Below are 14,291 nucleotides of genomic sequence, written 5' to 3'. Positions count from 1 at the left end.
TCACGGTACCGGTGGGCACATCGGGGACGGTCCGCGCGTTGGGCCGGGAGAGGATGGTCCCTGCTCGTCCTCGCCCGTCCGACCACCACCACGACCCACCCCGGAGCCGCTCGTGCCCCGCACGCCCCTCGTCGCCGTCCTCGCGGCCGTGCTCGTCCTCGCCGGGTGCGGCGGCTCCGACGACACCCCGAGCGGCTCTGCGTCACCCACGGCGGCCGCACCCTCGACGAGCACCACCCCCACCCCGAGCACGACGCCGTCCACCCTGGGCGCGGCGCCCGACGGCCCGCTCTACCTCGCGCTCGGCGACTCGCTCGCCGCCGGGTACCAGCCGGGCGGTGCCGAGCTGCGCGACAGCGCGTACCCGGCGCTCGCGGCGGCCCGGCTCGGGAAGGGCGGGGAGGCCCTCGGGGTCGCCAACCTCGCCTGCAGCGGTGAGACCACGGGTTCCTTCCTCGAGGGCGGGAAGTGCACCTACCCGGAGAAGAGCCAGATCGCGCAGGCCGAGTCGCTGCTCGAGGAACGGCGCGGCGACGTGCGGCTGGTCACCGTCGACATCGGCGGCAACGACCTCCTACGCTGCGTCGCCCGGCTCACCGTCGACGCCGCGTGCGCGACCACGGGGCTCGGCACGGTCGACGAGAACCTCCCGACCATCCTGTCGCGCCTGCGGGCGGCCGCCGGGCCGGACGTCCCCGTGCTCGTCCTCGGCTACTACAACCCGTGGCTCGCCGCCTCGTACCTCGGCACCGGCGAGGCGCAGCTGAAGGTCGCCACGAAGGCCTTCACCGACCTCGACGCGACGATCTCGCGCACAGCCAAGGGGTCCGGCGCCCGGTTCGTCCCGCTCGACGCGGCCTTCGCCCTCGACGACGACACCCCGACATCCTTCAACGGCCGCGAGGTCCCGCGCAACGTCGCCCAGGTCTGCACCCTCACCTACATCTGCACCGCCTTCGACATCCACCTCACCGACGAGGGGGCCGTCACCGTCGGCAAGGTCGTCGCCGAGGCCGCGGCGAGGGCCGGCGTCGGCTGAGGCCCGCCACCGGCGCCACCTCCTGACGCGCCGGGGCGCACGGCCCTACGCTGACGCCGTGAGCTTCCCCGAGAACGTGCTCGCGCAGGACGAGAAGGTCGTGCGCCACCTCCACCCGCACTGGTTCACCGTGCTGCTCCCGACGGTCGTCGGGGTGGTCGTCGTGGCCGCGGCGGTCATCGCGCTGCTCGTGCTGCCCGACGGGTCGGTGGGCACCGTGCTGCTCTGGGTCGTGCTCGGCGCGGCCGCGTTCGTCCTCCTGCTCTTCGTCCTCGCGCCGTACGTGCGCTGGCGCTCGACGCACTACGTCATCACGACCCACCGGGTGATGGTGCGCCGCGGCGTGCTGACGAAGTCGGGCAAGGACATCACGCTGGCCAAGATCACCGACGTCAGCTTCCGCCAGACCCTCCTCGACCGGCTCATCGGTGCCGGCTCGCTGCACATCGAGTCGGCCGGCGACAGCCCCGACGAGGACCTCGTCAACGTCCCCGACAGCGACGACGTCCAGCAGCTCATCAACCGGCTCGTCGACGAGGACTCCCGGGGACGGCGTGGTGAGGGTGGCTGAGCCGCGGGCGGGCAGGGGGCACTAGCCTCGGCCCATGCGCATCGCGAGGTTCACCACCGGTGAGGATCCCGTCTACGGTCTGGTCGACGGGACGGGCGAGAAGATCGCCGAGGTCACCGGCGACCCGCTCTACCAGCGGATCGAGCTGACCGGCGCGACCCACCTCGTCGAGGACGTGCGGCTGCTCGCGCCGGTCATCCCGCGCAGCAAGGTCATCGGCATCGGCCGCAACTACGCCGACCACGCGGCCGAGATGGGCACCGACGTGCCCGACGAGCCGCTGATGTTCCTCGTCCCGAACACCGCCGTCGTCGGGCCGGGCGACCCGATCGTCTACCCGCCGCAGACCTCCGAGGTGCACTACGAGGGCGAGCTCGCCGTCGTCATCGGGCGGCTGTGCAAGGACCTCGAGCCCGAGGACGCCGCGGCCGTCGTCTTCGGCTACACCGTCGCGAACGACGTGACCGCCCGCGACCTCCAGCGCTCGGACGGCCAGTGGGCCCGGGCCAAGGGCTTCGACACCTTCTGCCCGCTCGGGCCGTGGATCGAGACCGACCTCGACGTGTCGTCGGTCTCGGTCGTGACTCGCCTCGACGGCGAGGTCGTCCAGGACGGCACGACCGCCGACATGGTGCACGGTGTCGCGGCGCTGGTGTCGCACGCGTCGAAGGCCTTCACGCTGCTGCCCGGCGACGTCATCCTCACCGGCACGCCGGCCGGCGTCGGCCCGATGCGGCCGGGGCAGCGCGTCGAGGTGGAGATCGAGGGGATCGGCACGCTGTCGAACCCCGTCGTCGAGCCCTGAGGCACTCCTACATCCAGCGGCGGACGCGGCGTCGGTAGGCCGTGTACTCGTCCCCGAACTTCTCGGTGAGGTAGCGCTCCTCGGGACGGACGGCGCCCCACCCGAGGGCCAGCACGCCCACCGGGACGAGGAGCAGCGCCCACGCCGAGCCGGCGAGCAGGGCCAACCCGGCGTCGAGGGCGACGAGCCCGACGTAGAGCGGGTTGCGGCTCAGTCCGAACGGGCCGGAGTCGAGGATCGTCGTCGTCGCACCGCCCGGCAGCAGCGCCGTGCGGTGGCGCCCCATGAGCAGCAGGGCCCACCCGTTCCACAGGGCGAAGGCGACGACGAGCAGGACGCCGACGAGGCGGGCCGGACCCGTCGGGACCTCGAACGGGTCGCCCGCCGCCGACAGGGCGAGGCCGGCCAGGAGCGGGACGCCGAGGGCCACCGGGGGCCAGATGCGGTAGCTCGGTGCGTCCACCGTGCCATCGTCGGCGTGCGCGGCCCGGCGGGCAAGGGCCGAGCGACCGGTCAGCCGGTCGCCGCGGCCTCGGTGTCGACGCACACGACGCCGGTGTTGCCCTCGGGGTCGGCGATGACTGTGAGCCCGGGCTCGTCCCCGCCGACGACCTTCCCGCCGGCGGCGACGGCGGCGGCGATGCGCCCGGCGGCCACCTCGGGGGCGACGTAGACCTCGACGTGGAACCGCTGACGGTTCGCCTCGTCGGGCGCGTCCCCGAACCACAGGTTCGGCACCCGGCCGGTGTCGTCGCGGACCTCGTCGCCCGGCGTGCCGCGGCCCTGGGCCTCGGGGTCGCCGGTGAGCAGCGCGGCCCACACCGGGGCGACGGCCGCCGACGCGGCGACGTCGAGCCCGAGCTCGACGACGCTCACCGCGCCCGGGTCCGCCACGAGGCCGTGCTCGGCGGCGACCTCGCTGATCCGGCGGGCGAGGTCGACGTCCTGCTGGGTCACCCACTCGACGACGTACTCAGTGCCCTCGTCGTCGCGGTAGATCGCGTCGGCGCTGCTCAGCTTGAGGTCGACGTGCCCGGCCCCGAGGGAGACGGTCGGGTGGTGGCCGACCGCGTCCGCCGCCTCGCCCACCGCCACGACGAACCGGGCGCCGGCCGAGAACCCCCCGACGAGCCACCGCGCGTGCAACCCCTGTGCCAGCTTGCGCCAGTCGGTGAGCCCGGTGCCGGCGATCTGCGCGCTCCTCAGCATGTCCATGCTCGGGGACCCTAGACCCGCGACGACCGTCGTGGCGTGGGGTCGACCGGGTCAGTCGACGAGCAGCCGGAACTCCGTGCCGTCGACGTCGGCGACCCGCCACGAGCCGTCCGCGTCCGGTCCGTCCGTCAGGCGCCGCGCCCCGAGGCCCTCGAGGCGGGCCAGCTCCGCGTCGGCCTCGGCAGCCGGAACCGCCACGTCGAACCGCAACCGGTCGCGTCCGGTCGAGGGCATGAGCGGCGGTCCGCCCCACGCGATCTTGGGGCCACCGCTGGGGGAGCGGACGGCCGTCTCCTCGCCCTCGTCCCACACGAGCGGCCACCCGAGCGCCTCGCTCCAGAACACCCCGACGGCGTGGGTCCCGTCGCACGCGACGTCCCCGAAGAACCCGCAGTCGGCGAGCCAGGTGTTGCCGGCACCGAGGACGCACAGCTCGTTGCCCTCGGGGTCGGCGAGCACGACGTGGCCCTCCTCGGGCCGCTGCCCGACGTCGACGTGCCGCCCGCCGAGCTCGAGGGCCCGGGCCACCGTGCGGTCCTGGTGCCCGGGCGTCTCGCTCGTCACCTCGACGTGCATGCGGTTCTGCGTCGTCTTCGGAGCGTCGGTGGGCAGGAACCGCAGGCGGAAGGTCGTGTCGTCGGTCGGCTCGAGGGAGGCGGGCGCGTGCGGGTCGGCGACCGGCGTCCACCCGAGCAGCCCGCCCCAGAACCGGGCCAGCCGGTGGGGGTCGAGGGCGTCGACGGTCAGCGCGTCGAGTCGGACGGTCATGGGTGTCACCCCGTCGAGGTCGGCGGGTGCCCGGTGGCCCCCGTGCCCGGCACGCTAGGGACGGTGCCGCGGCACGGCAACCGGATTCCGGTCCCCGCCCGGCCGTTTGCCCCGGGCCCGGAGCGGGCACGGGGCGGAGGACGGCGCGCGAGCCCGCGCGCGGAGAGGAGCAGCCCGATGCCCGACACCGACCGCCCGGACGGCACCGAGCCCGGGACCGAGAGCGCCGACGACGCCGCGACCGAGGCCGCCCAGAACGTCGTCGACGAGGTGACGACCTGGGAGTACAGCGCCGAGAAGGACACCATCGCCCGCGAGCTCGACGAGGGCCTCGAGGACGCGCAGGTGGCGGTCGACGGAGCCGAGCGCGACCGGCTCGTCGACGAGATCGACGACGTCAAGGACCACGAGGACGAGGGCTCGCCCCGCGTCCACGGGGCCCACCCCGAGGACGGCTGAGCAAGGGGCGCTCAGCGCCGCTCGGTGAGGTGCACCTCGACGACGTCACCCACGGCCTTGCCCGTCGCGGCCACCGTCGCCGCGGTGACCGGCAGCTTGTGGCGCCCGTCGCCGAGCGCCATGAACGACGTGCGCAGCGGGGCGCCGTCGACGGTGCCCGTCACCTTGACCAGCCCGCGCGTGCCGAAGACGGCGGCCGACTCCGGCCAGACCACGTAGGTCCAGCCGCCGTCGGCGTCGCTGCGCACGAGCGTGGCCTCGAAGGTGATGTCGAGCGGTCCCGGTCGGGTCGGGTCGGTGTCCACGGGGTCCTCCTCTGCTGGTGCTGACGCCAGGACCGACCGCCGCCGGGCGCCGAACTCATCGGCCGGGGGGCTCAGCCGTCGAGGTCCGGGGTACGCCGCAGCCACCACTCCGCGGCGGCCACGTGCATCCCGAGGCCGAGCCAGAACGCGACACCGAAGGTGCTCCGCGCCGGCATCGGCTCGTCGGTCATGCCGAGGAGGCCGAGCTGGATGCCGGTGAAGACCCCGACCCAGAGCCGGATCGTCGCGACCCCGAGCCCCACCGCGAAGGCCCGCACCATCCAGCGGCGGTGGTCGGGGACGCGGCCCGAGCGGATCGCGCGGAACGCGAGGACGAGGCAGAGGACGAACCACGAGCCGAAGACGAGCGTCGCGAACGACTCGGTGCGCCCGCCCCACGCGAAGACGAACCCGAGGACCACGGCGAGCACCCCGCTGAGGAGCGCGCACCCGAGGAGCACGCGGCCCAGCCGCCGGTGGAGCACGTAGTGCCGGGACCGGAACCTCCGGGAGAGCTGGAGCGGGGCTCCGAGCAGGTACACGACACCGGGCACCATGTGCCCGTAGGCCAGCCACGGCGACGCGACGTACTTCTCCGCGAGGTCGTCGTCGGGCACCGAGCCGTCGAGGACGTGCGGCCAGTCGGTCGCGATCCGCCGGGCGAAGAACACGAGCACGATCGTCGTGAGGACGGCCACGACCACCCCGATGCGTCGCCCCCGGACGCGGCCGGCCCGGTCGTCCGCCTCCGTGCCTGCCGCCGCCGTCCCCGCCATCCGAGCAGTCTGGACCAGCCGGCGGCCCGATGGGCTCTCCGGTGCGGCCTGGCGGCCCCGGGCTCGCGGGGCCCCGAGCGCCCCGCACTACGCTGGTCCGACCATGAGCGAGCAGACCCCCACCACCTCCGCGAGCCCGACCGGCGACCTCCCCGGCCCCGTCCGCCTCCGTGTCGCCCCGTCCCCGACCGGCGACCCCCACGTCGGCACGGCCTACATGGCCCTGTTCAACCTCGCCTTCGCGCGCCAGCAGGGTGGGCGCTTCCTCCTGCGCGTGGAGGACACCGACCGGGCCCGGCTCGTCGAGGGCTCCGAGCAGCAGGTCTTCGACACCCTCCGCTGGCTCGGGCTCACCTGGGACGAGGGCCCGGACATCGGCGGCCCGTGCGCCCCGTACCGCCAGAGCGAGCGGCTCACCACCTACGCGCCCTACGTCGAGCGCCTGCTCGCCGAGGGCCACGCCTACCGCTGCTGGTGCTCCACCGAGCGGCTCGCCGCGATGCGCGAGGAGCAGCAGCGGCTCAAGCAGCCCACCGGCTACGACCGGCTCTGCGTCGGGAAGACCGAGGAGGAGCGCCGCGCGCTGCCCGGGTTCTCCGAGACCCCGGTCGTGCGGATGCTCGTGCCCGACGACGTCGAGACCGGGTTCGACGACCTCATCCGCGGCCGGATGTCCGCCCCGCGCCCCGACGACCAGGTCATCCTCAAGGCCGACGGCTTCCCGACCTACCACCTCGCCGTCGTCGTCGACGACCACGAGATGGGCATCACCCACGTCGTGCGCGGCGAGGAGTGGGTCTCCTCGACCCCGAAGCACGTCCTGCTCTACCGCTGGCTCGGGCTCGAGCCGCCGAGGTTCGCGCACATGCCGCTGCTGCGCAACGAGAACAAGAGCAAGATCAGCAAGCGGAAGAACCCCGAGGCCCGGCTCACCTGGTTCGAGGAGGAGGGCTACCTCCCCGAGGCGCTCGTCAACTTCCTCGGTCTGCTGGCCTACCCGCCGGCCCAGGACGCCGAGGGCCACGACGTCGAGGTCTTCACCTTCGAGGAGTTCTCGCAGCGCTTCGACTGGGCCGACGTCAACCCGGTGGGCCCGATCTTCGACCTCAAGAAGCTCGACTGGCTCAACGGCGTCCACATCCGCGAGCTCGCGCTCGCCGACCTCACCTCGCGCCTCCTGCCCTACCTCCAGCGCGCCGAGGTGCTCGGCCCGAACCCCTCGCTCGGCGAGCTCGCCCGCCTCGAGCAGGTCGTCGCGCTCATCCAGACCCGGATGGCGCACCTCACCGAGGCCGCCGACCTCGTCGCGCCGTTCTACGCCGCCGACGACGCGGTCGAGGTGGCCGACGACGCCCGCGCCCAGCTCAAGGACGACGCGGCCGCCACGCTCGACGCCGCCCTGGCCGCGCTCGGCGACCTGCCGGACGAGCACGACGGTGTGCTCGGCTCCGAGGCGACGTGGCGGGCCGAGGCCATCGAGGCCGCGCTGCGCACCGCCCTCGTCGAGGGCCTCGGGCTCAAGCCGAAGTTCGCGTTCGGGCCGCTGCGCACCGCGGTGTCGGGGCGCCGGGTCAGCCCGCCGCTCTTCGAGTCGATGGAGATCCTCGGCAAGGGCGCGACCCTCACCCGCCTCGCGACCCTGCGCGCCACCCTGTGACCGGGGACGGCCTCGGCGTCGAGGCGGTGCTCCTCGACGCCGACGACACCCTCTACGACACGCGCTCGGCGATGCACGCGGCCGGCGCCGCGGCGGCGAGCGCGCTCTGGCCGGACGCCGACCCCGAGCGCCTCGCCCAGGCCGGGGTCCGCTTCCGTGACGACCCCGAGGGGCACTTCGCCGCCTACACCCGTGGCGAGATCGAGTTCGACGAGATGCGCCGGGCCCGGCTCGCCGAGCTCGCGGCGTGGCTCGACCGTCCGGCCGACGGCGACTGGTGGGACGAGTTCGAGGACCGGTACGAGCCGGCGTTCCTCGCCGCGATGACCGCGTTCGACGACGTCCGCCCGGCGGTGGCCGCGCTGCGGGCGGCCGGTCTCGCGGTCGGCGTCCTCACGAACTCCTCCGGCGAGTACACGCGGGCCAAGCTGGCCGCCGCCCGCCTGGACGACCTCTTCGACGTCGTGTGCAGCCGCGACACCCTGGGCTTCGGCAAGCCCGACGCCCGCGCCTTCCACGAGGCATGCCGCCGGCTGGGCTCGGAGCCGGCCCTCACGCTCTACGTCGGCGACGAGGTGGCCACCGACCCGCTCGGTGCCGCGGACGCCGGGCTGGCCGCCGCGTGGCTGGTCCGCGACGGCGTCCCGGACGAGCGCTCGGGGCGGCTCGTCGAGGCGCGCAAGATCCCCGTCATCGCCTCGCTCGCCGAGGTCCCCGGCCTCGTGGCGCCCGACGCCGCGCGATTTGGGCCGGGGGAGCGGGGCCGGTAGTATCGCCACTCGGTTCGCCGCTCGTCGGCCCTGCGCGGGACGACGGACGGCATACCCCATGGGGTATGGTGTAATTGGCAACACTGGTGATTCTGGTTCATCCGTTCTAGGTTCGAGTCCTGGTACCCCAGCCATCGCCTCCGGGTCCGCCCGGGGCGATTTCGGAGAAAGCCCTCCCGTTCGGTAAGGTTCTCTCCCGTTGCCCGAGCCGCCCTCGCGCGGACCGGTCGACACCACGGCCCCGTTGTGTAGTGGCCTAGCACGCCGCCCTCTCAAGGCGGTAGCGCGGGTTCGAATCCCGTCGGGGCTACATCGGTCGAAGGCCCGGTCCGCACAGGACCGGGCCTTCGTCGTGCCCGGGGTGGCTCGCCGGCGGCCCTCAGGCGCGGGCGGTGCTCGCCGCCTCCTGGGCGACCCGCCGCAGCGCGAGGAGCACGGGGTCGACCATGACGGTGCCGACGACGACGGCCCGCATCGCCTCCTCCGGGCTCGGTGCCCCGAGGGCCAGCTCGACGTCGACCTCGGCCACGGCGAACATCGCCTCCGCGTAGCGGCGGAGCGCCTCGGGCGTCAGGGGGGCGCCGGCCGCCCGGGCGGCCTCGACCGCGCGGCCGAGCTCGGCGACGAACGGTCCCTGCTCCCAGGTGCACCACCCGAGCCCGCGCAGCAGCTCGACCACCTCGGCGGGGGCGGCGGCCCCGGGGTCCTCCCCGGCGAGGGTCGAGTGCGCCGTGCCGAGCAGCTCGTGACGGGACGGGGGAGGGGCGTCGAGGGCTCCGACGATGCGCCGCACCGCCGCCACCGGGACCCCGCCGTGCTCGACGAGGGCCCGCACGAGCCGGACCCGGTCGACGTGCTCCTCGCCGTACTCGGCCGAGGTCCGGCTCGTCGCGCGACCCGCGGGCAGCACCCCCTCGCGCAGGTAGTACTTCAGCGTGTGCACCGGCACGCCGGTCCGCTCCGCCAGCTGGGAGATCCGCACCCTCGCTCCTGTCCGTCCGGCGACCCGGGCGATCCGGGGTCTTGACAGTGGATAGTGCCACTGTCCATCATGGAGCACCAGACAGTCGCACTATCCAGTCAGGAGCCTCCCATGGACCGGGTCACCCACGCGTACGACGGGCCGCTGACCGTCTTCCTCATCGGCCTGCGGGTCCACAAGCCCTGGAGGTGGCGGATCGTCCAGCAGGCGGCCACCGCGATGCCCCGGATGATCACCGAGCTCGAGCGGAACAAGGCGGCCGCGGCCCGGGGCGAGGAGGAGTCGCTGGGCTACCTCGGCAGCCGCTCGACCGTGCACGTCATGGCGACGACGATGATCCAGTACTGGCGCAGCACCGAGGACCTCTACGCCTACGCGAACGCCGCCGACCACCTGCACCGGCCGGCGTGGACCGAGTTCTACGCGGTCGCCAAGGCCGACCCCTCGGCGGTCACCATCTGGCACGAGACGTACTCGCTCGCCGACCACGGTGCCGAGAGCATCTACTCCGGCCCGAAGCCGTTCGGGCTCGGGTCGGTCGCCGGGGTCCTCCCGGTGGGCCGGCGCGGCGAGAGCGCCCGGCAGCGGATGGGCTCCGGGCTCGGCGCGCCCCCGGCCTGAGCCCGGCGGCGGCTCAGGCCACCCGGGCCCGGGCGCTCGAGGCGAGGGCGCACACCCGGGCGTCGAGCTGGGCGTCGCCGGTGGCGGCGTGGACGAGCCAGGCGGCCCGCAGGTCCTCCAGCGTCGGCCACCGGTTCTCCCACGTGACGAGCCGCTCGGCGAGCAGGTCGAAGACGTCGTCGCACAGGGCCGGTGCGAAGACGACGACCGGGGTGTGGGCGCGGGTCAGGGCGGCCGCCCGGCGGGCGGCCACCGGGCCGCCGCCGACGACGACCGCCGGCCGGTCGGCCCGCGGGAAGGCGAGCAGTCGGGTGCGGTCGCGGGCGATGCGGCGGGCGGGCGTCGGGGTCACGGGCGGCTCCTCCGGTCGGCGGTGACCCGAGGGTGGCCCAGCGATGTTGCCGCCGGCCTCCCCGCGCGTGACGATCGTGTTGCGCCGCGGCTCAGACGTTGTTCTGCGCGTCCTGCTGCGCGGCGTGCCGGGCCAGCACCTCGGTGAGCTTGTTCGCGCCGGCCATGACGGTGGCGGCGTGGAGACGACCGGGCTGGCGCGAGAGCCGCTCGATGGGGCCGGAGATCGAGACCGCGGCGATGACCCGCCCGGAGGGGGAGCGCACCGGGGCCGACACCGAGGCGACGCCGGGCTCACGCTCGCCGACGCTCTGCGCCCAGCCCCGGCGCCGCACCCCCGAGAGGGCGGTCGCCGTGAACGCGGCGCCCTGGAGGCCGCGGTGCAGCCGGTCCGGCTCCTCCCAGGCGAGGAGGATCTGGGCCGCCGAGCCGGCGCGCATCGAGAGCGTCGCCCCGATCGGGATGGAGTCGCGCAGGCCGACCGGGCGCTCGGCCGCCGAGACGCAGACGCGGTACTCGCCCTGGCGGCGGAAGAGCTGGGCCGACTCGTTCGTGTGGTCGCGCAGCGCACCGAGCACCGGACCCGCGGCGGCGAGCAGCCGGTCCTCGCCCGCGGCGGCGGCCAGCTCGCCGAGGCGGGGGCCGAGGACGAAGCGCCCCTGGAGGTCTCGCGTCACGAGCCGGTGGTGCTCGAGCGCGACGGCCAGCCGGTGGGCCGTCGGGCGGGCCAGACCGGTGGCGGTGACGAGCTGCGCGAGCGTCGACGGGCCGGCCTCGAGGGCGGACAGGACGATGGCCGCCTTGTCGAGGACTCCGACCCCACTGCTGTTGTCCATGTCTTGATATTGCAGTCTCATTGCCTGAGACGCAAGTCCATCGGGGGTGGGCCCGTGCGAATCTCGGGAGGACGGCGACGGCGCTCCGGCGCAGGTCGTCCGCGCAGCAGTCGTCCGGGCCGCCCCACCGCGGTCCTCCTCGGAAGGTGTGAGAGATGGCCGGAACGCTGGCCGAGAAGGTCTGGGAGCAGCACGTGGTCCGCCGCGGCGAGGGCGAGCCGGACCTGCTCTACATCGACCTCCACCTGCTCCACGAGGTGACCAGCCCGCAGGCCTTCGACGGGCTGCGGCTCGCCGGCCGCCCGGTGCGCCGCCCCGACCTCACCCTGGCCACCGAGGACCACAACGTCCCGACGACCCCGGGCCCCATCACCGACCCGGTGAGCCGCACCCAGGTCGAGACGCTGCGCCGCAACTGCGAGGAGTTCGGCGTCACGATCTACCCGATGGGCGACGCCGAGCAGGGCATCGTCCACGTCGTCGGCCCGCAGCTCGGGCTCACCCAGCCGGGCGCGACCATCGTCTGCGGCGACAGCCACACCTCCACCCACGGAGCCTTCGGGGCGCTGGCCTTCGGCATCGGCACCTCCGAGGTCGAGCACGTCCTGGCCACCCAGACCCTGCCGCTCAAGCCGTTCCGCACGATGGCGATCACCGTCGAGGGCGAGCTCGCCCCCGGGGTCACCGCGAAGGACGTCGTGCTCGCCGTCATCGCGAAGATCGGCACCGGCGGGGGCCAGGGGTACGTCCTCGAGTACCGCGGCAGCGCCATCCGCGCCCTCTCGATGGAGGCCCGGATGACGGTGTGCAACATGTCGATCGAGGCCGGCGCCCGCGCGGGGATGATCGCGCCCGACGAGACGACCTTCGAGTACCTGCGCGGTCGCGACCACGCTCCGACCGGGGCCGACTGGGACGCCGCCGTCGAGGCCTGGCGCGAGCTGCGCAGCGACGACGACGCCGAGTTCGACGCCGAGGTCGTCCTCGACGCCGCGAGCCTCACCCCGTTCGTCACGTGGGGCACCAACCCCGGCCAGGGGAGCCCCCTCGGCGAGGCCGTGCCGGACCCCGAGGCGATGGGCGACGACAACGACAAGGTCGCGGCGCAGCGCGCGCTCGAGTACATGGGCCTGACGGCCGGGACCCCCCTGCGCGACATCCACGTCGACACCGTCTTCGTCGGGTCGTGCACCAACGGCCGGATCGAGGACCTGCGCGCTGCGGCCGAGGTCATCAAGGGCCGCCGGGTCGCCGACGGCGTCCGGATGCTCGTCGTCCCCGGCTCGGCGCGGGTGCGCCTCCAGGCCGAGGGGGAGGGCCTCGACCGGGTGTTCACCGAGGCCGGGGCCGAGTGGCGCCTGCCCGGGTGCTCGATGTGCCTCGGCATGAACCCCGACCAGCTCGCGCCCGGGGAGCGCAGCGCCTCGACGTCGAACCGCAACTTCGAGGGCCGCCAGGGCAAGGGCGGGCGCACGCACCTCGTCAGCCCGCTCGTCGCCGCCGCGACGGCGGTGCGCGGCACGCTCTCCAGCCCGGCCGACCTCGAGCCCGTCCGTGTGGAGGAGACCGTCTGATGGAGAAGTTCACGACCCACACCGGCATCGGGGTCCCGCTGCGCCGCAGCAACGTCGACACCGACCAGATCATCCCGGCCGTCTACCTCAAGCGGGTGACGCGTTCCGGCTTCGAGGACGGGCTGTTCGCCGCGTGGCGCAACGACGAGACCTTCGTCCTCAACGACCCGACCTTCGCCGCCGGCTCGGTGCTCGTCGCCGGCCCCGACTTCGGCACCGGCTCCTCGCGCGAGCACGCCGTCTGGGCGCTGATGAACTACGGCTTCCGCGTGGTGATCTCCTCGCGCTTCGCCGACATCTTCCGCGGGAACAGCGGCAAGCAGGGCCTGCTCACCGCGCAGTGCAGCCAGGACGACGTCGAGCTGCTCTGGAAGCTCCTCGAGAACGAGCCCGGGACGTCGGTGACGGTCGACCTCGAGTCGCGCACCGTCACCGCCGGGGACCTCGTGGCGTCCTTCGAGGTCGACGACTACACGCGCTGGCGCCTCCTCGAGGGGCTCGACGACATCAGCCTCTCGCTGCGGCACGAGTCGGACATCACGGTCTACGAGGCGTCCCGTCCCGCGTGGAAGCCGACCGTCACCGCCTGAGCGAAATCGTTGCCGGAGAACCCTTTCGGTGGTTCCTGAAGGTCTCCGGACCCCGACGGACTCCGGCGCGGCCATGGTGCTGATGGGGCGGATGTGACGACCCGGTCGGCCAAACCGTCTGTCGCGCAACCGGAACACGCCGAGAGAGTTGTGGACGTGCCTGTCACACAGGCATACCGTCGGTGACGAGGTCGGTGCTCCCGACCCGTCACGTCAACATCGTCGGCGCGTCCGGCCGACGCCCCATCCATGGAGGAACCACGTGAACAAGGCAGACCTCATCAAGGAGCTCGAGAAGACGCTCGGGAGCCGCAAGGCCGCGAACGACGCGCTCGAGACCGTCCTCGACACGATCGTCCGGGAGGTGGTCCGCGGCGGCAAGGTGGCGATCACCGGCTTCGGCACCTTCGACCGCGCCGAGCGGGCCGCCCGCACCGGTCGCAACCCGCACACCGGCACCTCGGTGCGCATCCCCAAGAGCAAGTCGCCGCGCTTCCGTCCCGGGACCGCGTTCAAGGCCTTCACGAAGAAGCCGAGCACGCTGCCCAAGGCCGCGCCGGCCACCGGCCGGGCGAGCGCGGGCTCGACCACCGCGGCCGCCGCCCCGGCCAAGAAGGCCGCGGCGAAGAAGACCACGGCGAAGAAGGCGGCCACGAAGGCGGCACCGGCGAAGAAGGCCGCGGCGAAGAAGGCCCCCGCCAAGACCGCGGCGAAGAAGACGGCCACGAAGGCCGCGCCGGCAAAGACGGCGGCGAAGAAGGCGCCGGCGAAGAAGGCTCCCGCCAAGACCGCGGCGAAGAAGACGGCCACGAAGGCCGCGCCGGCGAAGACGGCGGCGAAGAAGGCGCCGGCGAAGAAGGCCCCCGCCAAGACCGCCGCGAAGAAGGCGCCGGCCAAGAAGGCTCCCGCGAAGAAGGCGCCGGCCAAGAAGGCCGCCAAGCGCTGACGAGGTCGGCCGGGCGGGGCCGTCCC

Annotated in this window: 18 protein-coding genes and 2 tRNA genes; 12 read left to right on the top strand and 8 right to left on the bottom strand. The window is 74.0% G+C overall.

Features of this window, described 5'->3' with window-relative positions; translation table 11 throughout:
* Positions 1-112: 112 nt before the first annotated feature.
* From JQN70_RS08895 to JQN70_RS08885, 3 genes are read left to right on the top strand one after another with little or no spacing between them, the layout of a single operon-like run.
* The gene (locus JQN70_RS08895) at positions 113-1,039 is read left to right on the top strand and encodes an SGNH/GDSL hydrolase family protein (RefSeq protein WP_204130954.1); all 927 of its coding nucleotides are present in this window, start codon (positions 113-115) and stop codon (positions 1,037-1,039) included.
* A 58-nt stretch (positions 1,040-1,097) separates the two neighbouring features.
* Positions 1,098-1,610, top strand: coding sequence for a PH domain-containing protein (locus JQN70_RS20875; protein WP_204130953.1), 513 nt, complete (start codon positions 1,098-1,100; stop codon positions 1,608-1,610).
* Positions 1,611-1,644: 34 nt separating this feature from the next.
* Positions 1,645-2,415, top strand: a complete 771-nt coding sequence (locus JQN70_RS08885; protein ID WP_204130952.1) for a fumarylacetoacetate hydrolase family protein — start codon at positions 1,645-1,647, stop codon at positions 2,413-2,415.
* 7 nt (positions 2,416-2,422) lie between these two features.
* Here the strand turns inward: JQN70_RS08885 and JQN70_RS19960 are convergent, their stop codons facing one another.
* Genes JQN70_RS19960 through JQN70_RS08870 form a run of 3 tightly spaced genes read right to left on the bottom strand, consistent with a single transcriptional unit; the run spans position 2,423 to position 4,398 of the window.
* A complete protein-coding gene (locus tag JQN70_RS19960; protein ID WP_204130951.1) occupies positions 2,423-2,878 on the bottom strand; it encodes a methyltransferase family protein in 456 nt (151 codons plus the stop codon).
* A 50-nt stretch (positions 2,879-2,928) separates the two neighbouring features.
* Entirely contained in the window at positions 2,929-3,630 is a 702-nt protein-coding gene (locus JQN70_RS08875; protein WP_204130950.1) for a 4a-hydroxytetrahydrobiopterin dehydratase, read from the bottom strand.
* 51 nt (positions 3,631-3,681) lie between these two features.
* A complete protein-coding gene (locus JQN70_RS08870; RefSeq protein ID WP_204130949.1) occupies positions 3,682-4,398 on the bottom strand; it encodes a VOC family protein in 717 nt (238 codons plus the stop codon).
* A 177-nt stretch (positions 4,399-4,575) separates the two neighbouring features.
* Here JQN70_RS08870 and JQN70_RS08865 point away from each other — a divergent pair, with 177 nt between their 5' ends.
* Positions 4,576-4,857 carry a hypothetical protein gene (locus tag JQN70_RS08865; RefSeq protein ID WP_204130948.1) on the top strand — a complete coding sequence of 94 codons (282 nt, stop codon included), beginning with the start codon at positions 4,576-4,578 and terminating at the stop codon, positions 4,855-4,857.
* 11 nt (positions 4,858-4,868) lie between these two features.
* Here the strand turns inward: JQN70_RS08865 and JQN70_RS08860 are convergent, their stop codons facing one another.
* Together JQN70_RS08860 and JQN70_RS08855 are read right to left on the bottom strand one after the other, a co-directional pair.
* Positions 4,869-5,162 (bottom strand): DUF1905 domain-containing protein, encoded by a 294-nt coding sequence (locus JQN70_RS08860; RefSeq protein WP_204130947.1) that lies wholly within the window; start codon positions 5,160-5,162, stop codon positions 4,869-4,871.
* A 71-nt stretch (positions 5,163-5,233) separates the two neighbouring features.
* Positions 5,234-5,938 (bottom strand): DUF2306 domain-containing protein, encoded by a 705-nt coding sequence (locus tag JQN70_RS08855; RefSeq protein WP_204130946.1) that lies wholly within the window; start codon positions 5,936-5,938, stop codon positions 5,234-5,236.
* Between the two features lie 103 nt (positions 5,939-6,041).
* On the opposite strand from JQN70_RS08855, the gene gltX reads away from it, so the two are divergent.
* From gltX to JQN70_RS08835, 4 genes are all read left to right on the top strand, one after another.
* Complete coding sequence (gene gltX, locus JQN70_RS08850; RefSeq protein ID WP_204130945.1) at positions 6,042-7,595, top strand: glutamate--tRNA ligase; 1,554 nt, start codon at positions 6,042-6,044, stop codon at positions 7,593-7,595.
* Positions 7,592-8,365 carry an HAD family hydrolase gene (locus JQN70_RS08845; RefSeq protein WP_204130944.1) on the top strand — a complete coding sequence of 258 codons (774 nt, stop codon included), beginning with the start codon at positions 7,592-7,594 and terminating at the stop codon, positions 8,363-8,365. Before gltX ends, JQN70_RS08845 begins: the two co-directional genes overlap by 4 nt.
* Before the next feature lie 59 nt (positions 8,366-8,424).
* Positions 8,425-8,499, top strand: a tRNA-Gln gene (locus JQN70_RS08840).
* Between the two features lie 103 nt (positions 8,500-8,602).
* A tRNA-Glu gene (locus tag JQN70_RS08835) sits at positions 8,603-8,675 on the top strand.
* A 69-nt stretch (positions 8,676-8,744) separates the two neighbouring features.
* Here the strand turns inward: JQN70_RS08835 and JQN70_RS08830 are convergent.
* Entirely contained in the window at positions 8,745-9,347 is a 603-nt protein-coding gene (locus tag JQN70_RS08830) for a MerR family transcriptional regulator (protein ID WP_204130943.1), read from the bottom strand.
* Between the two features lie 111 nt (positions 9,348-9,458).
* Here JQN70_RS08830 and JQN70_RS08825 point away from each other — a divergent pair, with 111 nt between their 5' ends.
* Positions 9,459-9,968, top strand: coding sequence for a DUF4188 domain-containing protein (locus tag JQN70_RS08825; RefSeq protein WP_204130942.1), 510 nt, complete (start codon positions 9,459-9,461; stop codon positions 9,966-9,968).
* Between the two features lie 13 nt (positions 9,969-9,981).
* Here JQN70_RS08825 and JQN70_RS19955 read toward each other — a convergent pair whose 3' ends face one another.
* Together JQN70_RS19955 and JQN70_RS08815 are read right to left on the bottom strand one after the other, a co-directional pair.
* Positions 9,982-10,320 (bottom strand): NAD(P)-dependent oxidoreductase, encoded by a 339-nt coding sequence (locus JQN70_RS19955; RefSeq protein WP_204130941.1) that lies wholly within the window; start codon positions 10,318-10,320, stop codon positions 9,982-9,984.
* Between the two features lie 91 nt (positions 10,321-10,411).
* Positions 10,412-11,155: an IclR family transcriptional regulator gene (locus JQN70_RS08815; RefSeq protein ID WP_204130940.1), complete on the bottom strand. Its 744-nt coding sequence runs from the start codon at positions 11,153-11,155 to the stop codon at positions 10,412-10,414.
* 155 nt (positions 11,156-11,310) lie between these two features.
* On the opposite strand from JQN70_RS08815, the gene leuC reads away from it, so the two are divergent.
* The 3 genes from leuC to JQN70_RS08800 all read left to right on the top strand — a co-directional run bounded on the left by leuC (position 11,311) and on the right by JQN70_RS08800 (position 14,265).
* Complete coding sequence (leuC, locus tag JQN70_RS08810; RefSeq protein WP_204130939.1) at positions 11,311-12,729, top strand: 3-isopropylmalate dehydratase large subunit; 1,419 nt, start codon at positions 11,311-11,313, stop codon at positions 12,727-12,729.
* Positions 12,729-13,319, top strand: a complete 591-nt coding sequence (gene leuD, locus JQN70_RS08805) for a 3-isopropylmalate dehydratase small subunit (protein ID WP_204130938.1) — start codon at positions 12,729-12,731, stop codon at positions 13,317-13,319. Before leuC ends, leuD begins: the two co-directional genes overlap by 1 nt.
* A gap of 262 nt (positions 13,320-13,581) precedes the next feature.
* Positions 13,582-14,265: an HU family DNA-binding protein gene (locus JQN70_RS08800; RefSeq protein WP_204130937.1), complete on the top strand. Its 684-nt coding sequence runs from the start codon at positions 13,582-13,584 to the stop codon at positions 14,263-14,265.
* The last annotated feature ends 26 nt before the right edge of the window (positions 14,266-14,291 follow it).

Source organism: Phycicoccus sonneratiae, assembly GCF_016887965.1.
Classification (GTDB): Bacteria; Actinomycetota; Actinomycetes; order Actinomycetales; family Dermatophilaceae; genus Phycicoccus; species Phycicoccus sonneratiae.
Note: the sequence above shows the minus strand (reverse complement) of the source record. Positions and strands in the feature narration are given on the sequence as shown.